Raw genomic sequence first — 19663 nt, forward strand, 5'->3', positions numbered from 1 at the left:
TTCAGCGGCGCGGCGCGGGTTGTTCCCGTGTCTGCTCCATCGCCTTGCGCAGGCGTTCGCGGCTGTTGCTCAGATGCAAGCGCATGGCCGAGCGGGCGGCGTCGGTGTCCTGGCGGAAGATCGCCTGATAGATGTCTTCATGTTCGCCGTTGACACGGTTCAGATAGGCGGTGCGGTCATCGGCGAAGAAGCGGAAGGTCTGCACGCGGGCGCGCGGGATCATCAGCGCGCCGAGATAGTTGAACAGATGCGTGAAATGCTGGTTGCCGGTGGCCTCGGCGATGGTCTGGTGGAAATCCAGGTCCGGCGCCACGGCATCTTCGGAAGCCGCAATGGCGGCCGTCATACGGTCGAGCGCAGCACGCATGGCTTCCAGATGCTCGGGCTTGCGGCGCTGGGCGGCCAGCGCTGCGGCTTCGGCTTCCAGGCCGGTGCGTAGCTCCAGCACATTGATGACCTCTTTGATGAGGTCGAGATTGGATTCGTCGATCCGGAAGGGCTGCGTGGCGGCGCCCGGCTGCACGAAAGCACCAACGCCTTGCTGGGTGGCGACAAGGCCGGCGGCGCGTAAAGACGAGATCGCCTCGCGCACCACCGTGCGGCTGACGCCGAATTCCTCGATCAGCTCCTGCTCGCTGGGCAGTTTGTCGCCTGGCTTGAGCGCGCCTTTGGCGATGCGCTCGGTCAGCGATTTGCTCAGCTGCGAGGTCAGGGTTTCGCGTCGGCGCAGTGCCGTCACAGGGCGTCCTCCATTGGTCGAAACGAGGATTAGCATCCTTCAGCTTGTATGACAACTGATGGGTAATGGGTTTTTCCACGAGCCGGGATATAGGAGCCCAGGAAAACCGATTCGCTGCGGCGCAACATAAAATACCCATATAATTGGCCGTTAATCGAAGGTCGGTTGTCAAAATTTTACCAGTCCCCTGGATCGCCGTTGACTTCAATTCGCAGAAGTGTTGTATGATGACACGACGACTAACAAAGTGTCGCAACCGGATCGGCATATCGACCGATCCGCTAGGGAGGAGATCAAAAATGACGACTCGCGTAGCAACTCGCGCCCTGCTCGGGCTGGCGGTGGCCGCCGGTTTTGCCGGCGCGGCCTCGGCCAAGGAATTCCGCTCCTCGGACGTGCATCCGATGGACTATCCGACCGTCACGGCGGTCATCCAGATGGGCAAGCTGATCAGCGAGCGCACCGGCGGCAAGCACAGCGTGAAGGTGTTCGGCCAGAGCGCGCTCGGTTCGGAAAAGGACACGATCGAACAGACCAAGCTGGGCGCGCTCGACATGGTGCGCGTCAACAGCTCGGCCTTCAACAACATCGCGCCCGAGACCATCGTCCCGGCGCTGCCCTTCGTCTTCAAGTCGACCGCCCATATGCGCAGTGTGCTGGACGGCCCGATCGGCGAGGACATCCTGAAGTCGCTGGAGCCGCAGGGCTTCATCGGCCTGGCCTTCTATGACAGCGGCGCGCGCAGCTTCTACACCACCAAGAAGCCGATCAAGACCGTTGACGATATGAAGGGCCTCAAGATCCGCGTGCAGCAATCTGACATGTGGGTTGCCATCATGCAGGCGGTGGGCGCCAATGCCACGCCGCTGCCCTATGCCGAGGTCTATACCGCGCTGAAGACCGGCGTTGTCGACGCGGCCGAGAACAACTGGCCGTCCTACGACAGCTCGCGTCATTACGAAGTGGCCAAGTATTACAGCATGACCGAACATTCGCTGGCGCCGGAAGTGCTGGTCTTCTCCAAGCGGGTCTGGGACGGCCTGGCGAAGGATGAGCAGGAGGTGATCCGCAAGGCCGCCAAGGAGTCGGTGCCCTTCATGCGCAAGCAGTGGGATGATCGTGAAGCGGCCTCGCGCAAGACGGTGGAAGCCGCTGGCGCGCAGATCGTGACCGACATCGACAAGAAGGCGTTCCAGGCCGCAATGCAGCCGGTTTACACCAAGTTCGCTGGTGACGCGAAACTGCAGGCGCTGGTCAAGCGCATCCAGGACTCCAACTAAGTCGCGTAGTATCAAGCAAAGCCGGGAGTATCCATGCTGAGTTGGTTAAGTCCTATCAACGCCTGGATCTCCCGGCTTTGTATGTATGTGGCGGTGACGGGCCTGCTGGGCATCGTCACCGTCGTCACCTACCAGGTCTTCGGCCGTTACGTACTGAACGACACGCCGACCTGGGCCGAGAGTTTCGCGCTCGTCCTCGTGCTGTATGTCACCATGTTCGGCGCTGCTGTCGGCGTCCGCGACGCCGGCCATATCGGCCTGGAATCGGTGTTCATCATGATCCTGCCCGAACGGCACCGTGTCTGGGTGGAGATCATCATCCATGTCATGGTCGCTGTCTTCGGCATCGTCATGGGGTGGAATGCCTGGGTGCTGGCGGAATCGGTCATGCCCTACAAGATTCCCAATCTCGGCCTGTCCGAAGGCCTCAACCATATCCCGCTGGCACTCGCCGGCGTGCTGATCACCCTGTTCTCGCTTGAGCACATCCTGGCCCTGATCGCGGGCAAAGAGGTTCGCCCGTCATGGCACTGACAATTCTGGCCGTCAGCTTCTTCGGCTTCCTGGTTCTCGGCGTTCCCGTCGCCTTCGCCATCGGTCTCTCGGCCATCGCCACCATCGTTTATGAAGGCCTGCCGCTGGCCGTGGTGTTCCAGCGCATGGCTGCCGGCATGAACATCTTTTCCTTCCTGGCGATCCCGTTCTTTATCTTCGCCGGTGAACTGATGCTCTACGGCGGCGTCGCCGACCGCATCGTGAAATTCGCCAAGAACCTTGTCGGCCATATCCGCGGCGGCCTCGGCATGTCGAATGTGGTGGCCTGCACGCTGTTCGGCGGCGTCTCCGGTTCGCCGGTCGCCGATGTCTCGGCCATGGGCGCCGTGATGATTCCGATGATGAAGAAGGAAGGGTATGACGCGGACTACGCCGTCAACGTCACCACCCATGCCTCGCTCGTCGGCGCGCTGATGCCGACCAGCCACAATATGATCATTTACTCGCTGGCCGCCGGCGGCAAGGTATCGATCGCGGCGCTGATCGTGGCTGGCATGATCCCGGCGGCCCTGCTCACGCTCTGCATGCTGGTGGCCGCCTATCTGGTGGCGATCAAGCGCGGCTATCCGGCCGGCACCTTCCCGGGCTGGCCTGTCGTGCTGCGCTCGGGTGCGGCGGCGATACCCGGCCTGTTCGTGGTGGTGATCATTATCACCGGCATCCTGACCGGCGTGTTCACGGCCACCGAATCTGCGGCCATCGCGGTGGTCTATGCCATCCTGCTGGCGACGCTGCTCTACAAGTCGCTGACCTGGCAGCAGCTGATCAAGGCGGCGGCGAAGGCCGTCAAGACCACCGGCATCGTGCTGCTGCTGATCGGCGTATCGAACACCTTTGGCTACCTGATCAGCCTGTACAGTGTCGCCGATCTGACCGGCCAGGCGCTGGCCAGCATCACCACCAATCCGTGGATGATGTTTTTCCTGGTCAACCTGATCCTGTTCGTGCTTGGCACCTTCCTCGACATGGCGGCGACCATCCTGATCTGCACGCCGATCTTCCTGCCGATCTGCATGCAGTACGGCATGGGTCCGGTGCAGTTCGGCATGCTGATGCTGATCAACTGCGCGCTGGGCCTGAACACGCCACCGGTCGGTACCACGCAGTTCGTCGGCTGCGCCATCGGTGAAGTGTCGATCGGCCATGTGATGAAGACGATCTGGCCCTTCTACGGCGCCCTGATCGCCGCCCTGTTCCTGGTCACCTATGTGCCGCAGTTCTCGCTGTTCCTGCCGAACCTGATCCTCGGCCCCACCCACTGATTCAGGCCGACCGTTTCCCATGGTTTTATTTCTGGCGCGGACGGGCGGTGCAGCCGGAGGCGACTGCTGGCAGGGCTGAACGGATCGCGCTAGTCTCGGGGCTCTCCAGATGAGGTCCCGATGTCCGAAGCCGCCCTGCCTGATTCCGTCGATATGCTGATCGTGCCGCGCCTGCGCGATCTGGGGGACGGCTTCACCGTCCGCCGCGTCCTGCCGGTGGCCAAGCGCCGGCATGTTGGCCCGTTCGTCTTCTTCGACCATATGGGTCCGGCCCGGTTCGAGCCCGGCCAGGGTCTGGACGTGCGGCCGCATCCGCATATCGGGCTGGCCACCGTCACCTACCTGTTCGAGGGCGAGATCATGCATCGCGACAGTCTGGGCGTGGTGCAGCCGATCCGGCCCGGCGACGTCAACTGGATGGTGGCCGGCCGCGGCATCGCCCATTCCGAACGGACCCGCGACGAGATCCGCAAAAGCGGCGCTGGCCTGCATGGCATCCAGTCCTGGTTCGCGCTGCCGCAGAGCCATGAGGAAACCGAACCGACCTTCCACCATCATCCGGCGAGCAGCCTGCCGGAGATCGAAAAGCCGGGCGCCCGCCTGCGCCTGATCGCCGGCAAGGCCTTCGGTGCCGAAGCACCGCCGCAGACCTTCGCGCCGATGTTCTATATCGATGCCCAGCTCAGCGATGGCGCGACCGTGCCGCTGCCGCAGGACTACGAGGAGCGTGCGGTTTATGTCGCCATCGGTGAAGTGATCCTGGATGGCCAGGTTTATGAAAGCGGCACCATGCTGGTGCTCAAGCCGGGCACCGACCCGAAGATCGTGGCCCGCGGTGCGGCGCGATTGATGTTGCTGGGCGGCGCGCCGCTGGATGGCGAACGGCATCTGTGGTGGAACTTCGTCTCGTCGTCCAAGGACCGCATCGAGCAGGCCAAGGCCGACTGGCGCGCCGGCAACTGGGCCAAGGTGCCGGGCGAAACCGAGTTCATCCCGTTGCCGGAGGGGATGTGAGCAGCAAGCCGGCCGTGGCGACCTACGACGATCAGCTGCGGAACCTGCAGATCGAGCTGGTACGGCTGCAGCGCCATCTGATCAATACGGGCGGGAAACTGCTGGTCCTGCTGGAAGGGCGCGATGGTGCCGGCAAGGACGGCATGATTCGGGTCATCCTCGAGCATATGAACCCGCGTGAATCGCGGGTGGTGGCGCTGGGCAAGCCGTCCGACCGCGAAGACACCCAGTGGTATTTCCAGCGCTATGTGGCGCATCTGCCGGCCGGCGGCGATTTCGTGCTGTTCAACAGAAGCTGGTACAACCGCGCCGGTGTGGAGCGCGTCATGGGATTCTGCAGCGACGAGGAGTACAAGCGATTCCTGCGGGATGTCCCGGTTTTTGAAGATATGCTGATCCGTTCCGGCATCCACCTGTTCAAATATTATCTCGACATCGACCGTGCCGAGCAGAAACGACGGTTGGATGACCGGCGCAAGGATCCGCTCAAGCAGTGGAAGATCAGCCCCATCGACGAAGCGGCGCTGAAACGCTGGAAAGATTACAGCCGGGCGCGGGACGCCATGCTGGCGAAAACCAGCACACGGGCTTCGCCCTGGACCATCGTTTCGGCGAATAACAAGAAAACCGCCCGCCTGAACCTGATCCGCGACCTGCTCGGCCGCATCGATTACAAGGACAAGGGCAAGGCCGCGCCGCTGAAATCTGACCGCAGCATCGTCTTTCCATTTGAGACCCGCGCCCTGAGCGACGGGCGCCTGGCGAAATAGCCGGCAAAATTACGCTCCGGTCACAGCCTGCCTCTGGAAGCGCGGCCTTTGGGACGCTACCGTTTCGCGCAAAGCAAAAGGAGCCTCGCCATGACCCATCTCAAACATGCCGACCTGCTGCGCCGTCAGGCCTATATCGACGGGGCCTGGGTAGGCGCGGACAGCGGCAAGAGCTTCAAGGTAACCAATCCGGCCGATGGCGCCCTGATCGCCGAAGTGCCGGATATGGGCAAGGCCGAGACGAAGCGCGCCATCGAGGCCGCCCATGCCGCCGGCCCCGGCTGGGCCGGACTGACCGCCAAACAGCGCGCGGCAATCCTGCGCAAGTGGAATGACCTGATCCTGCAGCATCAGGAAGACCTCGGCGCGCTGATGACGCTGGAGCAGGGCAAGCCGCTGGCTGAGGCCAAGGGTGAAGTGGCCTATGGCGCCAGCTTCGTCGAGTGGTTCGCCGAGGAAGGCCGCCGCATCTATGGCGATACCATCCCCGGCCACGCGGCGGATAAACGCATCGTCGTGATCAAGCAGCCGATCGGCGTGGTCGCCGCGATCACGCCGTGGAATTTCCCCATCGCCATGATCACCCGCAAAGTGGCGCCGGCGCTGGCCGCCGGCTGCACCGTGGTGGTCAAGCCGGCCGAGGACACGCCGCTCTGTGCCCTGGCGCTGGCGCATCTGGCCGCCGAGGCCGGCATCCCCAAAGGCGTGTTCAACGTCATCACCTCGTCCCATGGTGCCGAAGTCGGTACCGAGCTGACTACCAATCCCATCGTGCGCAAGGTCTCCTTCACCGGCTCGACCGAAGTCGGCAAGATCCTGATGCGCCAGAGTTCGGACACGCTGAAGAAACTGTCGCTGGAACTGGGCGGCAATGCGCCGTTCATCGTCTTCGATGATGCCGATATCGACGCGGCGGTCGCCGGTGCGATGATCTCGAAATACCGCAACACCGGCCAGACCTGCGTCTGCACCAATCGCTTCTTCGTGCAGGAGGGCGTATACGATGCCTTCGCCAAGAAGCTGACCGCAGCCGTGAAGACCCTGAAGACCGGCCCGGGCTTTACCGAGGGCGTCAACCAGGGCCCCCTGATCAATACCGATGCGCTGGACAAGGTCGAGCGTCTGGTCGCCGATGCCAAGGCCAAGGGTGCCAAGGTGTTGGTCGGCGGTGAACGACACGAACTGGGTGGTACATTCTATCAGCCCAGCGTGATCGTCGATGCGACCACGCAGATGGATTCCGCGCAGGAGGAAATCTTCGGGCCCGTCGCGCTGGTCTACAAGTTCAAGGACGAGGCCGATGCGATCCGGCTGGCCAACGATACGGTCTATGGCCTGGCCGCCTATTTCTACAGCCGCGACATCGGTCGCGCCTGGCGTGTGGCCGAGAAGCTGGAATACGGCATGGTCGGCATCAACGAGGGCCTGATCTCCACGGCGGAAGCGCCGTTCGGCGGCATCAAGGAATCCGGTCATGGCCGCGAAGGCTCGAAATACGGCATCGACAGCTTTGTCGAGCTGAAATACCTGTGCTTTGGCGGTGTGTGAGTAGAAGACACACGGCGCAGTATCGGGCCATGTCCTGAAGGCATTGGTACTGCCCTGCCGCGAGTCCTATAGTCCGGTGAGTCGCTGACGGCGCGAAAGACGGCCGCGGCGCTCCCCACGACTGGAAGAGGACCGCATGACGGATCGTTGCGACGTTGTGATTATCGGCGGCGGTATCGCCGGCGCCGGCGCGGGTTATGAACTGGCGCGCGCCGGCAAGACGGTGGTGCTGCTGGAACGCGAGAGCCAGCCGGGCTATCACACCACCGGCCGCTCGGCGGCTTTGTTCGCCGAGACCTATGGCAATGCGCCGATCCGCGCGCTCACGGTGGCCAGCCGCGACTTCCTGATGAACCCGCCGGCGGGTTTCGCTTCCGTGCCGATCCTGACGCCGCGCGGCGCGCTGCATATCGGCAGCGCCGAACAGGCCACCGAACTGGACCGCAAATACGACGACATGCGCAAGCTGGTGCCGACGGTGAAGCGTCTGGGCGCAGCCGAGACCCAGGCAATGATGCCGGTACTGAAGCCCGAAGCCGTCAGCGGCGGCGCGCTGGCCGAACCCGACGCCATGGATATCGAGGTCCATGCCCTGCATAACGGCCTGCTGCGCGGCATGACCGCTGCCGGCGGCCGGATGATCACCGATGCGGAAGTCACCGGTCTGTCCCAGATCAATGGCGACTGGCAGGTCGAGACCAGCAAGGGCAGTTTCAGCGCGCCGGTGGTCATCAACGCCGCTGGTGCCTGGGCCGATGTGATCGGCGCGATGGCCGGTGCGACCCCCATCGGCCTGAAGCCCAAGCGCCGCACGGCCGTCACCTTCGATCCGCCGGCTGGTGCCGACATCCATGCCTGGCCGATGGTGATCGATGCCGACGAGGAGTGGTACTTCAAACCTGACGCCGGCCGCATCCTGCTGTCGCCCTGCGACGAGACGGACTCCGAGCCGACCGACGCCCAGCCCGACGAGATGGACATCGCCATTGCGGTCGACCGGCTGGAGACGGTGTCGACGCTCCAGGTTCGCCGCCTGGCCGCCAAATGGGCGGGCCTGCGCAGCTTCGTCGCCGACCGCACGGTGGTTTGCGGCTTCGACAAACAGAAATCCGGTTTCTTCTGGCTGGCGGGGCAGGGCGGCTATGGTATCCAGACCTCCGCCGCCATGGCCCGGGTTGCATCGGCGCTGGCGCAGGGCCGGGCTTTGCCGCAGGATGTGACTGATCTCGGCCTGACCGAGAAGGACCTGAGCCCAGCCAGACTGAGATGAACGCGCCTTTTGCCCCAGCCAAAAAAGTCGGCCACAGCGCCTGCCCGCATGACTGCCCGTCGACCTGCGCGCTGGAGATCGAGCTGCTGCCGGACGGCCGCATCGGCAAGGTGCGCGGGGCCGAGGACAACAGCTACACGGCGGGTGTGATCTGCGCCAAGGTGGCGCGCTATGCCGAACGCGCCAACCACAAGGAGCGCGTGCTGCAGCCGCTGCTGCGCACCGGCCCGAAGGGCAGCGGCCAGTTCACGCCGATCTCCTGGGAGGAGGCGCTGGACCGCACGGCCGAGGCCATGCTGGCGGCCGAGCGCGACTTCGGCAGCGAAAGCGTCTGGCCCTATTACTATGCCGGCACCATGGGCCTGGTGCAGCGTGACGGCATCAATCGCCTGCGCCATGTGAAGAAATACTCCGGCCAGCATTCCACCATCTGCGTCACATTGGCGCGCGCCGGCTTCATCGCCGCGACCGGGCACCTGAGCGGCCCCGATCCGCGCGAGATGGCCAAGAGCGACCTGGTCGTCATCTGGGGCACCAACGCGGTGCATACCCAGGTCAACGTGATGACCCATGCGATCCGCGCCCGCAAAGAGCGCGGCGCCAAGATCGTGGTGATCGACGCCTATCGCAACGCCACCGCCGAACAGGCCGACATCGCCCTGATCGTGAAGCCGGGCACCGACGGTGCGCTGGCCTGCGCGGTGATGCATGTGCTGTTCCGCGACAACCTCGCCGACCGCGACTACATGGCGCGCTACACCGATGCGCCGGCCGAGCTGGAGGCGCATCTGCAGTCGCGCGATCCCGTCTGGGCCGAGGCCATCACCGGCATTCCGGCTGCCGAGATCGAGGCCTTCGCGCATCTGCTGGGCGAGCGCCGCCGGCATTACTTCCGGCTCGGCTACGGCTTCGCCCGCAGCCGCAACGGCGCGGTCAACATGCATGCCGCCACCTGCATCGCCTCGGTCACCGGCGCCTGGAAATACGAGGGCGGCGGCGCCTTCCACAACAACGGCGCCATCTTCAACTGGAACAAGACCCTGATCGACGGGCTGGATGCGGTGGACCCGAAGGTCCGCCTGCTCGACCAGTCGCAGATCGGCCCGGTGCTGACCGGCGATCCGGAAGCGCTACGGCATGGCGGCCCGGTCAAGGCGCTGCTGATCCAGAATACCAATCCGATGGAAGTGGCGCCGGAATCCTGGCTGGTGAAGCAGGGCTTCGAACGCGAGGACCTGTTCGTCTGCGTGCATGAGCAGTTCATGACCGCGACCGCGAAGATGGCCGATATCGTGCTGCCGGCCACCATGTTCACCGAGCATGACGACATCTACCAGGCCGGCGGACAGCAGCATATCCTGCTGGGGCCGAAGCTGGTGGAAGCGCCGGGCGAGGCGCGCGAGAATCATTATGTCATCTCGGAGCTGGCCAGACGCCTGGGCGCGAAACATGCCGGCTTCGACATGACCGCCGAGGAGATCGTGGAAGCCACGCTGAAGGCGTCACACTGGCCCGATGTGGCGACGCTGCGGGCACAGAAATGGCATGACTGCCAGCCCGAATTCGACACCGCGCATTTCCTCAACGGGTTCAACTGGCCAGACCGCAAGTTCCGCTTCAAGCCCGACTGGGCGGCGATGGGTCCGAATCCTGCCGGCATGCCGGCGCTGCCCGATCACTGGCTCAGCATCGAGACGGCGACGGCGGAGCATCCCTTCCGCATGATCACTTCGCCGGCGCGCAACTTCCTCAACACCAGCTTCACCGAGACGCCGACCTCGACCAAGAAGGAACACCGCCCGACGCTGTTCATCCATCCGGACGACGCGGCGGGCCTGAGCATCGCCGATGGCGATCTGGTGCGTATCGGCAACCGCCGCGGCAATATCCGCATCCATGCCAAGCTGTACAAGGGCGTACAGCGCGGCGTGACCGTGGTGGAAAGCATCTGGCCGCACAAAGCCTTCGTCGACGGCATGGGCATCAATGCGCTGACCGGCGCCGATGCGGCCCAGCCCAATGGCGGTGCCGCCTTCCACGACAACGCCATCTGGGTCCGGACGACGTAGTCGTCCGGCGGGCCATCTGCATCCGCACGACGTAATGGCTTGGCCATTCCGGCTTATCTCGTCTTATTCGGTGCTTATTTCGTCTTATCCGGCCTCTGTTGAGTCTTGTTCGGGGCTTAAACCGGCTTATGCGATCCTTATTCGGGCTTATTCCGTCTTATCGCGTCTTGATCGCGCGCTCGTTGTCCAGACGGGCCGTTCATACCCGTGCATATCTTCGTATTCACGATTTTCATCAGCGGCAGATCGGCGCATTGACAATATGGAACATATAGTGTACATTATAAAGGAATAAAGTCAAGATCCGGGAAGGCGCGCGTCTTCAGGCGTTACGTGCGCGGGCCAAAAATTTCAGACCGGGTGTCGGATCGGTTTGGCCGCCAGCGTCCTGTGGGCATGGGCCGCCGATACGGCCGCCACGGATCAACAGGAGACAGACAATGCGCGTGATGGTGTTGGTGAAGGCGACCAAGGACAGCGAAGCAGGCATCATGCCCCCGGCCGAACTGTTCGAGGCCATGGGCAAGTACAACGAACTGCTGATCAAGGCGGGCATCATGCAGAGCGGCGATGGCCTGCAGCCTTCGTCGAAGGGCAAGCGGATCGCCTTCGATGGCGCCAGCCGCACCGTCATCGACGGGCCGTTCGCCGAAACCAAGGAAGTGGTGGCCGGCTTCTGGATCTGGACGGTGAAGGACATGGCCGAGGCCGTCGAATGGGTGAAGCGCTGCCCCAATCCGATGATGGGGCCGAGCGAGATCGAAATTCGCCCGTTCTACGAGATGGAAGATTTCGGCGACGCGGTGACCCCAGCGGTGGCCGAGCATTTCGACCGCATGCGCGACGAGCTTGCGGCCAAGAACGCCAAGTCCTAAACCCCGGGTTCAGATATTGTCAGCATCGGCCGCCGCCTTCGCGCTGTGGCCGATGCGCCCGGCAAAATCTGCAAGGCATCACCCGACTGCGGGTCAGGGCTCGACGGATTTTCCCGGTAGCGTCCGGATCAACTCGAGAAGCTGCTGTTTCCGGAACGGCTTTTCCAGTGTCGCCACGGCGCCGAACTGTTGTGCGATCCGCAGGAAATCGAAATTCGATGTGCGGCCACCGCCGGAGACGGCGACGATCTGGGTTTCCGGATATTGCTTGCGCATCATACGGATCGTTTCGACCCCCTCCTGGTTCGGCATGATGATATCGGTCACCACCAGATCGGCCGGATCCGCCTGCATCAGGGCCATGCCGATGCGACCATCCGCGGCTTCGGCCACGGTGTAACCGGCTTCTTTCAGAACGGCGGTAATCAGCGCGCGCATACCGGGTTCATCGTCGATGACAAGCGCCTTCATTCTTTGTCCTCAGGTAACAACGAGGTGCGGTTGATATTCTCGCTGGATTTCATCCCTGCAGATTGCAATATTCAAAAAAACAGTACGATGATTTTTCTGAGAGCGCCCCATAACAAACTGATAAACGGGGAATGTCCTGGTCCAGGATCGCGCGCGCGCAGAGAAGAATACTGGCACAAGCCAGACAGAGTGCGGCGCGGCAAGCGCTGCAGAAGACCGCGTTGTCTCAGACGAAATTCCCGGAAATCCAGATAAAGCGGTCAGCGAGTCTGATGCGGCAATGCAGTATCTGCCGATGTGGGACATACGACGGCATGCAATTTCAACCTATGTCGCCACAACGCGCGGCCTTGCCGTAACCGGCGGTGATGCCGGGGAGGCCGGCAGCCTTTCGGCGCTGCGGCATCATCTGGATGCAGACCATATGGCCCTGCAGCGCGTAGCGCAGGACCTGGGCGACCTGCTGAATGCAGGATTGCGCGCGCTGGTCTCGCTGCCGGTGCACTACGAGACGGTCGCATCTGCTGCAACGCGTACGGAGTATTTACAGGAAATCAGGAGCCTGCCTGCCGATACCCGCAAGCACCTGATCGTGGAATTCGTCGGTCTGCCCAAGGGCATTCCCGGCGTCCGGCTGATCGATGTCACCACCGGAATCAAGCAGCTCTGCCGGTCTGTGATTGTGCAGGTCCAGCCGACCGAGACACCCTTCACGATCATGCGGGATGCGGGCATCAAGGTCTGCGGCCTGCGTCTGGCCGCGCGGCCCAGCGACGAAACGAAAACGATCGCGCTGCTGAACGGCTTCGCGGCGGCGGCTCAGAAGGCCCGCTTTGAAACCTACCTGCAGGGCTCGCCGTCACTCAGCCTGACCGCCGCCGCCGTGGCGGCCGGCTTTACCTATATCGCGGGCGATCCTGTTGCCTCGCCGGCGGCCGGACTGAAAATGGTCGAGCATTTCGGCCTCGACGATCTCTATATCCGGATGCTGGGGGTCGGGACGTGAGCGGTTTTCCTGTCGCATCGGACGACAAGTCGGAACGAATATTCAGTCTCCGGGCCAAGGTCGTCAGCTTTCTCATCCTGGTCCTGGCCGGGACGCTGCTGATCATCATGGGCAACACCTGGTTTCACTATCAGTCCCTGAAACGCAAGATCGACCAGGACGGGTTGTATCTGGCAGCCCGTGCGACCGCTTCGGCCAGCCGCATCATCGATGCCCAGGTCGGACATCTTCACCTGATGGCGCGCCTGGCCCATGGTCTGCGTTTCAATCCCGAGCAGTGCAGGAGCGATATATTCAGTTTTCTCCATGAACAGGCGCGTTATCTGACCATGGGGATCGCGTCTCTCGATGGCGAGATCCTGTGCGTGGGAACGCGCTCCGGCGAGACGGTGGCCTCGATCGGAGATCGCGACTGGTTCCAGGAGCTGCAGAACGGGCGCCGGTCTTTCTTCCAGGTGACCTATGGCAGACTGAGCAAGCGTCCGGTTCTGGTCAGTGCGATGCGCATCGATACGCCGAATGAAAGGCCGGTCGTCGTTTTCTCTTCCATCGACCTGGTGTGGCTGGCCGGTGTCCTGCGTCTGGAGGCGGCCGATACCGACAACACGATCCTGATGATGCTGGATGCCGCCGGCCGGATGGTGGTGCATACGGGCGCGAATAACGACGTGAATCTGGACCGGGAAACGCCGCCGGCGCTGTGGCAGGCGGCGAAAGGCAGCGAAAGCCGGGCCACAGCCGCGGATGTCGACGGTGTGGAGCGCCATTTCAACATCATGCCGATCATCCTCGGCGGGCAGGCGACCTTCCACCTGCTGGCCGGGATAAACGCGGATACCGCGGCCGAGCAGGCCCTGCAGACCCTGAGAACGCTGATTACGCCTTACATTCTGTTCACCATTCTCGTGGCGGTTCTGGGCTTTGTTTTTGCCGAGCGTGCACTGACCCGGCCGATCCAGGCTGTGCTGGCATCGGTGCGGCGCTATGCGGGCGGCGACCAGCGGGCCCGGCTGGGACCGCCCTATATCCGCGGCGAGATCGGCTTGCTGGGCCAGGGGCTGGACCAGCTGGCGGATGCAGTGGAGGAGCGCAGCAAGGCCCTGTTCCGCAGCGAGCAGCGCATCGCGGCGACGCTGGCGCGCATGGAGGCCCTGATCGCGGCCTCGCCGGTTCCCATCGTCTGCCTGGCCCGGGACATGCGCGCGCTGTTCTGGAGTCCTGCCGCCGAGAAAGTCTTCGGATATTCGGCCGCAGAGGTGATCGGCCAGATTCCGCCCATCGTGCCGCCGGAAGAATTCCCGAGGGCGCAGGCCTATGTCGCCAGGGTTTTCAACGGCGAGACGCTGACCCATGTCGACCTGCATCGCCTGCACAAGGATGGCCGGCTGCTGGAGGTGCGGGCGTCTTTCGCGCCGCTGCATGATGAAGCAGGCCATATCGACGGCGCCGTGGTGATCTTCCAGGATGAAACGGATCGCCGGCTGGTCGAGCGGCAGTTCGCCCAGGCCCAGAAAATGGAAGCGATCGGCCAGCTGACCGGTGGCCTGTCGCATGACTTCAACAATCTGCTGGGTGTCGTGATCGGCAATATGGATTTCATCCTCGATGCCGTGGAGGACGATCCGGTTTTGAAGGGCTACGCGGACTCAGCCCTGGCGGCCGCCCTGCAGGGTGCGGAACTGAACAAGCGCCTGCTGGCCTATGCCCGGCGGCAGCCGCTGGCGCCGGAGGTCGTGCGCCTGGGCGACGAGATCGGCAATATCCTCAGCCTGCTCAAACGGACGCTGGGCGAGCATATCGTGGTGAAGTCGAAGGTGGCGCCCGAGGTCTGGCCGGTGCTGGTGGATCCGAGCCAGCTGCAGGCCAGCGTCATCAATCTCGGCGTCAATGCCCGCGATGCCATGCCCGGCGGCGGCATCCTGGAGGTCGATGTTTCCAACCGGATTCTCGATACCGAGAGCCTGCAGGAAGATGGAACCAAAATTCCGCGCGGGCGCTATGTCGTGCTCTGCGTTTCCGATACCGGCACCGGCATGCCGGACGACGTCCTCAAGCGGATATTCGAGCCGTTTTACACCACCAAGGAGGTGGGTAAGGGTTCGGGCCTGGGCCTCAGTATGGTCTATGGCTTTGTGAAGCAGTCCGGCGGTCACATCACCTGCTATTCCGAATTTGGCAAAGGCACCACGTTCCGCCTTTACCTGCCCTATGCGGATGGCGACGCCGAAAGCAAGGAAATCCCTGTGGAGGCCGGTGCCATGGCGTTGTCTCGGGAAATCATGGTTCTGCTGGTGGAGGACAATGCCGATCTGCGGCAGGTGGCCAACCAGCAATTGAGGCAGATCGGTTGCGAGGTGATGGAAGCGGTCGACGCCGCCACTGCCCTCGTGCATCTGCAGAGCGATGTGAAATTCGACCTGATGCTGTCGGATATCGTGATGCCGGGCGGCATGGATGGTCGCCAGCTCGCCGAGGCGGCGGCAAAGCTCCGGCCGGATATGAAGGTGCTGCTGATGTCGGGCTATTCCGACCCGCGCATGACCAGGTCCCGCGGCGACCGATCCGACGGGGACTGGCCCCTGCTGACCAAACCCTTCCGCCGCCGCGACCTGCTGGAGGCGATGCTGGACCTGCTGCCCGGGCTCAGGAGCGGCTGACGCCGCGCCGTCACGATTTGCGCGTCTTCAGCAGATCGACAAGGTCATCGAAGACATAGGCGCCGGTGGCGATCACGGACGGATGCCGGTGATCGGCGCTGGCATAGTCCAGCAGCACGCCGTCGGCGGTGCTGACCCGACCGCCGGCCTCGCGCACCAGCAGGTCGGCGGCGGCTATATCCCAGTCGCTTTTCGGCGTCAGGCTGATGGCGGCGTCAAATTTGCCGGCCGCCACCAGCGCCATACGATAGGCAATCGAATTGCGGTAGCCGAAATCGGCCTTGGCGGCGCGGCTGAGCCAGCCATGCTTCTCGAAGGTGCGGCGCGAGGCGAGGAAGCGCGCTTCCTTCAGGCTGGCATGGCCCGAGGTCTGGATCGGCTTGCCATTCAGCTTGGCGCCACCGCCCGCCGTGGCCTCGAAGAATTCCTCGCTGGCCGGATTGTAGATGGCGGCCAGCACCGGCTGGCCGTCCTGCAGCAGGGCGACGCAGACGGTGAATTCGGGCTTGCCCTCGATGAAGGCGCGGGTGCCGTCGATCGGGTCGATGACCCAGACGCTGCCGGCTTTCGCCGCACGGCGTTCGCTTTCCTCGCTGAGCCAGCCGTAATCGGGCCGTGCGGCAGCCAGCCGCTCATGCAGCAGTTTGTCGACGGCCAGATCGGCTTCCGAGACCGGGTCGTTGGGCTTCTTGTTCCAGGACTTCACGCCATTGGTGAAATAGCCGAGCGCCAATGCACCGGCCTCGCGCACGGCGGCCGTCATCAGTTCGTGGTCCTGCCGGAAGGATGTCATGGCTTTGGCCGTCAGCGCCCGGCGACGGTCATGCCCTCGACCCGCAGGGTGGGGGCATCGATGCCGCCGCGGAACACCAGATCGTTCGCGGGGGTGAGCTGGGCATACATCTGCTTCAGGTTGCCGGCGACGGTGATTTCCGACACCGCCTCGGCGATCTGGCCGTCGCGGATCACGAAACCGGACGCGCCGCGGCTGTAATCGCCGGTCACGCCGTTGACGCCCATGCCGATCAGCTGGGTGACATAGACGCCTTCCTTGATATCGGCCATGAGTTCGGCGGGCGACAGGCTGCCGGGCTGCAGGTGCAGGTTATAGGCCGAGGGCGAGGGCGGCGAGGATGTGCCGCGCGAGGCATGGCCGGTGCTCTGCATGCCGAGTTGGCGCGCGGTGGCGCAATCGAGCAGCCAGGTGGTGAGGCGGCCATCGTCGATGAGGTTGCGGGTGGCGGTGCCCACGCCTTCCAGGTCGAACCAGCAGGAGCGGAAGGCGCGCGGCCGGTGCGGATCGTCGACGATGGTGATGCCGGGCGCAAATACCATCTCGCCGAGCCGGTCTTTCAGGAAGGATGTGCCACGGGCCACGGATGCGCCGTTGATGGCGCCGAGCAGATGGCCGACCAGGCCCGAGGCCACGCGCGGATCGTAGACGATCGGCATCGGCTTGCTGTCGAGCTTGCGCGGGTTGAGCCGCTTCACCGCGCGCTCGCCGGCCTTGCGCCCGATGCTCTCGGGCGAGGGCAGGTCGGACAGATGCGTGCGCACTTCGGAATCGTAATCGGTTTCCATGCCGGTATCCTTGCCGGCGATGGCCGAAGCCGAGACGCTGTGCCAGCCGATCCAGCCGGCACCGTTGAAGCCGGCGGTGTTGGCATAGGCGGTCATGGAAAAGGCGCGGCCGGCGCTGCCGCCATCGGAATTGGTCACGCCGGGCACCGCCATGGCGGCGGCCTCGGCTTCGCGGGCGCGTTCCAGCAGCTGCGGCATTTCCAGTTCGACACTGTCGAAGATGTCGAAATCCTGCGGCTGGGTGGCGAGCTGCGCCGCATCGGGCAGGCCGCAGAATTTGTCCTCGGGCGCGGCGCGCGCCATGCTGACGGCGCGGGCGACCAGGTCGTCCAGGGTGGCAGCGGTGAAAACGGTGGTGGAGACGCAGGCCTGCTGCCGGCCGACCAGCACGCGCAGACCAAGCTCGCGGCTTTCCGAACTCTCGACATCCTCGGGCTGGCCCAGCCGCACGCCGGCGCCGAGCGAGCGGGACTCGTGATACATCGCATCTGCCCCGTCGGCGCCCGCCCTGCGGGCGGCCGCGATCAGGTCGGCGACGATGGTCTGTGCCTTGGCGGCACGCTGGGCGGTATCGGACATGGTGCGGTGCTCGAAGATCGGGGACGGAAGGCAGGACGCGGGACCGACAGGTCAGTCGGCCTTATCGTCCATCCTGTAAGACATATATGCAACGATGGCGACAAAACAACCGACCACCCAGGCCAGCGGGCTGAGCGCATCCTGCCAGACGCGCCAGTCCTCGCCGGTGATCCGGGCCGCGATCTGGGCCGCCAGTTCCAGCAGCAGGAAGCCGATCCCGGCGCCCAGCGCCACGGAAAACACCAGATTCCAGGCGGCACGCATCAGGCTGGCCGGATGCCACCAGGGCAGCAGGTCGCGCTGGGAGGGTTGGGGCGGACGGAAGATCATCGGGGCAGGCTGGCAAGAATGGGATACGCAGGTCAAGCCCGCGTATGACAAATGGATGGAATTGGCCCGCTAAACAAGAACAGTCACCCGCGGAGTTGATCCGCGGGTCCCATTTCTGACCGGTCAGTGGATGGTCGGCACCGCGTCGGGCGCATCGGCTTCCGGCGTCACCCCGGGAGTCACCGGCGGGCGGGCCAGGATCCACAGCACCATGCGGTCGCGCAGGCCGCGGATCGGCTGGGGCTTCAGCGCCACCAGATCGCGCACGGCGCCCAGATCGCCACGGGTCTCCTCGCCCAGCTTGTCGATGAAAGCCTGGCTCAGGCAGAGCTGGGCGTTCAGCGTGCGGGTCATCTGTTCCAGCCGGTGCGCCACATTCACCGTCTCGCCGATCAGGGCGTATTCGATCCGGGTCTCGTCGCCGATATTGCCGAGCGTCAGCGGGCCGTAATGGACGCCGACGGCCAGATGCAGCGGCACCTGGCGCAGCAGCTTGCGCTGGCGGTTCAGGTGATCCATCTCGCGCAGCATGGCGCGGGCGGCCAGCAGGGCGGCCGAGGCATCGCGCGGGCCGGCACGCGGCGTGCCGAAGGAGGCCATGATGCCGTCGCCGAGATATTTATCCAGCGTGCCGGCATTGTCGGCGACGGCGCGCGACAGGCGCTGGTGCACCTCGCGCAGGATGCCGATGGTCTGCTCCGGCGTATGGTCGTCGGCGATCTGGGTGAAGCCGACGATATCGGCGAACAGCACGGCGGCATCGAGCTGCTTGACCTGGCCCATGGCATCGTCCATCTGCGACAGTTCCTCAGCCATATGCGGCGAGAAATGGCGCGAGAGATTGCGGCGGGCGCGTTCGCTTTCCACCTGGCGCGCGATCAGGTAGCGGCCACGCTGCACCGAGACGGCCAGCAGGCCGCCGATCATGGCGACCAGGATCAGGCGCGGCAGGAACTCACCCAGCCGCACATTCCAGGGGTCGAGGATATAGGCAATGCGTTCGCCCACCGGCATATGCAGGATGTTGTCGAAGCGGCTGCCGAAGGTGACGCCGTCCTGCATGACGACATAGACGGTGCCCAGGCTCCACCAGAACAGGGCGGCCACGGTGGTGGCGAGCACGGCGCGTGGCGACTGGCCGAGCGCCGAGAGCACCACGAACAGCGTCACATAGAGGATGGTGTCGAAGCCGAGCCGCATCGGCGCCGGCAGCGGGTTGAGGTCGAAGGGATTGGGCAGCGCGATGGCGGCCACCAGCAGCGCCATGTCGATGAAGGGGAACAGCCAGTGCATCCAGGGCCGGTCGATGCCGGGCCTGCGCATCAGCATCTGCAGGTAGGACGAAAAGGCAAAGGCGCCGAGATAGCCGTAGTAGTTCAGCGCCAGCGGGAAGCCCATCTCGACGCTCAGAATGCAGGCGACGACGAAGCAGACGGCGAAGCGCAGACCCATGGTCATGCGCAGGGCATCGTATTCCTCGGCACGGAAGGCGGTTTCCAGACGCGCGGCTTCGGCGGGATCGGGCTGGGCCTTGTGCCAGCCGCCGCAAACCCGCGTGTGCATCCAGTCATGCAGGCGTTGGAACAGCCCCATTGACTCCGGTCTTCCCTGTTTTAAGCGTCCCTGTGGTGCGGATTGCAGCAGCGAACCGCGCCGC

General features: G+C 64.1%; 17 protein-coding genes. 11 read left to right on the forward strand and 6 right to left on the reverse strand.

Annotated elements, in window-relative coordinates; translation table 11 throughout:
• Position 1: 1 nt before the first annotated feature.
• Positions 2 to 739, reverse strand: a complete 738-nt coding sequence (locus AC1ROB_RS08715) for a FadR/GntR family transcriptional regulator (RefSeq protein ID WP_492971586.1) — start codon at positions 737 to 739, stop codon at positions 2 to 4.
• 299 nt (positions 740 to 1038) lie between these two features.
• On the opposite strand from AC1ROB_RS08715, the gene AC1ROB_RS08720 reads away from it, so the two are divergent.
• From AC1ROB_RS08720 to AC1ROB_RS08760, 9 genes are all read left to right on the forward strand, one after another.
• Positions 1039 to 2019: a TRAP transporter substrate-binding protein gene (locus tag AC1ROB_RS08720; protein WP_492971585.1), complete on the forward strand. Its 981-nt coding sequence runs from the start codon at positions 1039 to 1041 to the stop codon at positions 2017 to 2019.
• Positions 2020 to 2112: 93 nt separating this feature from the next.
• A complete protein-coding gene (locus AC1ROB_RS08725; RefSeq protein ID WP_492971584.1) occupies positions 2113 to 2553 on the forward strand; it encodes a TRAP transporter small permease in 441 nt (146 codons plus the stop codon).
• Positions 2544 to 3836 (forward strand): TRAP transporter large permease, encoded by a 1293-nt coding sequence (locus tag AC1ROB_RS08730; RefSeq protein ID WP_492971583.1) that lies wholly within the window; start codon positions 2544 to 2546, stop codon positions 3834 to 3836. The genes AC1ROB_RS08725 and AC1ROB_RS08730 overlap by 10 nt, the downstream gene beginning before the upstream one ends.
• A 120-nt stretch (positions 3837 to 3956) precedes the next feature.
• Positions 3957 to 4850, forward strand: coding sequence for a pirin family protein (locus AC1ROB_RS08735; RefSeq protein ID WP_492971582.1), 894 nt, complete (start codon positions 3957 to 3959; stop codon positions 4848 to 4850).
• Positions 4847 to 5620, forward strand: coding sequence for a polyphosphate kinase 2 (ppk2, locus tag AC1ROB_RS08740; RefSeq protein WP_492971581.1), 774 nt, complete (start codon positions 4847 to 4849; stop codon positions 5618 to 5620). The genes AC1ROB_RS08735 and ppk2 overlap by 4 nt, the downstream gene beginning before the upstream one ends.
• A gap of 90 nt (positions 5621 to 5710) precedes the next feature.
• Entirely contained in the window at positions 5711 to 7168 is a 1458-nt protein-coding gene (locus tag AC1ROB_RS08745; RefSeq protein ID WP_492971580.1) for an NAD-dependent succinate-semialdehyde dehydrogenase, read from the forward strand.
• 136 nt (positions 7169 to 7304) lie between these two features.
• Positions 7305 to 8438, forward strand: coding sequence for an NAD(P)/FAD-dependent oxidoreductase (locus AC1ROB_RS08750; protein ID WP_492971579.1), 1134 nt, complete (start codon positions 7305 to 7307; stop codon positions 8436 to 8438).
• On the forward strand, positions 8435 to 10507 hold the full coding sequence (locus AC1ROB_RS08755; protein WP_492971578.1) for a molybdopterin-containing oxidoreductase family protein: 2073 nt from the start codon (positions 8435 to 8437) through the stop codon (positions 10505 to 10507). The genes AC1ROB_RS08750 and AC1ROB_RS08755 overlap by 4 nt, the downstream gene beginning before the upstream one ends.
• Positions 10508 to 10947: 440 nt before the next feature.
• Complete coding sequence (locus AC1ROB_RS08760) at positions 10948 to 11382, forward strand: YciI family protein (RefSeq protein WP_492971577.1); 435 nt, start codon at positions 10948 to 10950, stop codon at positions 11380 to 11382.
• Between the two features lie 93 nt (positions 11383 to 11475).
• Here AC1ROB_RS08760 and AC1ROB_RS08765 read toward each other — a convergent pair whose 3' ends face one another.
• The gene (locus AC1ROB_RS08765) at positions 11476 to 11853 is read right to left on the reverse strand and encodes a response regulator (RefSeq protein WP_492971576.1); all 378 of its coding nucleotides are present in this window, start codon (positions 11851 to 11853) and stop codon (positions 11476 to 11478) included.
• A gap of 280 nt (positions 11854 to 12133) precedes the next feature.
• Between AC1ROB_RS08765 and AC1ROB_RS08770 the strand changes: the two genes are divergently transcribed.
• Positions 12134 to 12859, forward strand: coding sequence for a hypothetical protein (locus AC1ROB_RS08770; protein ID WP_492971575.1), 726 nt, complete (start codon positions 12134 to 12136; stop codon positions 12857 to 12859).
• On the forward strand, positions 12856 to 15516 hold the full coding sequence (locus tag AC1ROB_RS08775) for an ATP-binding protein (protein WP_492971574.1): 2661 nt from the start codon (positions 12856 to 12858) through the stop codon (positions 15514 to 15516). Before AC1ROB_RS08770 ends, AC1ROB_RS08775 begins: the two co-directional genes overlap by 4 nt.
• A gap of 10 nt (positions 15517 to 15526) precedes the next feature.
• Here the strand turns inward: AC1ROB_RS08775 and AC1ROB_RS08780 are convergent, their stop codons facing one another.
• The 4 genes from AC1ROB_RS08780 to AC1ROB_RS08795 all read right to left on the reverse strand — a co-directional run bounded on the left by AC1ROB_RS08780 (position 15527) and on the right by AC1ROB_RS08795 (position 19599).
• Entirely contained in the window at positions 15527 to 16309 is a 783-nt protein-coding gene (locus AC1ROB_RS08780) for a 3'(2'),5'-bisphosphate nucleotidase CysQ (protein WP_492971573.1), read from the reverse strand.
• A gap of 11 nt (positions 16310 to 16320) precedes the next feature.
• A complete protein-coding gene (locus AC1ROB_RS08785) occupies positions 16321 to 17676 on the reverse strand; it encodes a TldD/PmbA family protein (RefSeq protein WP_492971572.1) in 1356 nt (451 codons plus the stop codon).
• A 51-nt stretch (positions 17677 to 17727) separates the two neighbouring features.
• Positions 17728 to 18006: a hypothetical protein gene (locus tag AC1ROB_RS08790; RefSeq protein WP_492971571.1), complete on the reverse strand. Its 279-nt coding sequence runs from the start codon at positions 18004 to 18006 to the stop codon at positions 17728 to 17730.
• 123 nt (positions 18007 to 18129) lie between these two features.
• The gene (locus AC1ROB_RS08795) at positions 18130 to 19599 is read right to left on the reverse strand and encodes an adenylate/guanylate cyclase domain-containing protein (RefSeq protein ID WP_492971570.1); all 1470 of its coding nucleotides are present in this window, start codon (positions 19597 to 19599) and stop codon (positions 18130 to 18132) included.
• Positions 19600 to 19663 lie beyond the last annotated feature (64 nt).

The sequence above is a fragment of the Ferrovibrio sp. GW821-FHT12F09 genome (assembly GCF_058806775.1).

Bases quoted from the DNA above. Each gene is read 5' to 3' on its own strand.
- AC1ROB_RS08720 (WP_492971585.1), top strand. From the start codon at position 1,039: ATGACGACTCGCGTAGCAACTCGCGCCCTGCTCGGGCTGGCGGTGGCC.
- AC1ROB_RS08730 (WP_492971583.1), top strand. From the start codon at position 2,544: ATGGCACTGACAATTCTGGCCGTCAGCTTCTTCGGCTTCCTGGTTCTC.
- AC1ROB_RS08735 (WP_492971582.1), top strand. From the start codon at position 3,957: ATGTCCGAAGCCGCCCTGCCTGATTCCGTCGATATGCTGATCGTGCCG.
- AC1ROB_RS08745 (WP_492971580.1), top strand. From the start codon at position 5,711: ATGACCCATCTCAAACATGCCGACCTGCTGCGCCGTCAGGCCTATATC.
- AC1ROB_RS08750 (WP_492971579.1), top strand. From the start codon at position 7,305: ATGACGGATCGTTGCGACGTTGTGATTATCGGCGGCGGTATCGCCGGC.
- AC1ROB_RS08755 (WP_492971578.1), top strand. From the start codon at position 8,435: ATGAACGCGCCTTTTGCCCCAGCCAAAAAAGTCGGCCACAGCGCCTGC.
- AC1ROB_RS08760 (WP_492971577.1), top strand. From the start codon at position 10,948: ATGCGCGTGATGGTGTTGGTGAAGGCGACCAAGGACAGCGAAGCAGGC.
- AC1ROB_RS08765 (WP_492971576.1), bottom strand. From the start codon at position 11,853: ATGAAGGCGCTTGTCATCGACGATGAACCCGGTATGCGCGCGCTGATT.
- AC1ROB_RS08770 (WP_492971575.1), top strand. From the start codon at position 12,134: ATGCAGTATCTGCCGATGTGGGACATACGACGGCATGCAATTTCAACC.
- AC1ROB_RS08780 (WP_492971573.1), bottom strand. From the start codon at position 16,309: ATGACATCCTTCCGGCAGGACCACGAACTGATGACGGCCGCCGTGCGC.
- AC1ROB_RS08785 (WP_492971572.1), bottom strand. From the start codon at position 17,676: ATGTCCGATACCGCCCAGCGTGCCGCCAAGGCACAGACCATCGTCGCC.
- AC1ROB_RS08790 (WP_492971571.1), bottom strand. From the start codon at position 18,006: ATGATCTTCCGTCCGCCCCAACCCTCCCAGCGCGACCTGCTGCCCTGG.
- AC1ROB_RS08795 (WP_492971570.1), bottom strand. From the start codon at position 19,599: ATGGGGCTGTTCCAACGCCTGCATGACTGGATGCACACGCGGGTTTGC.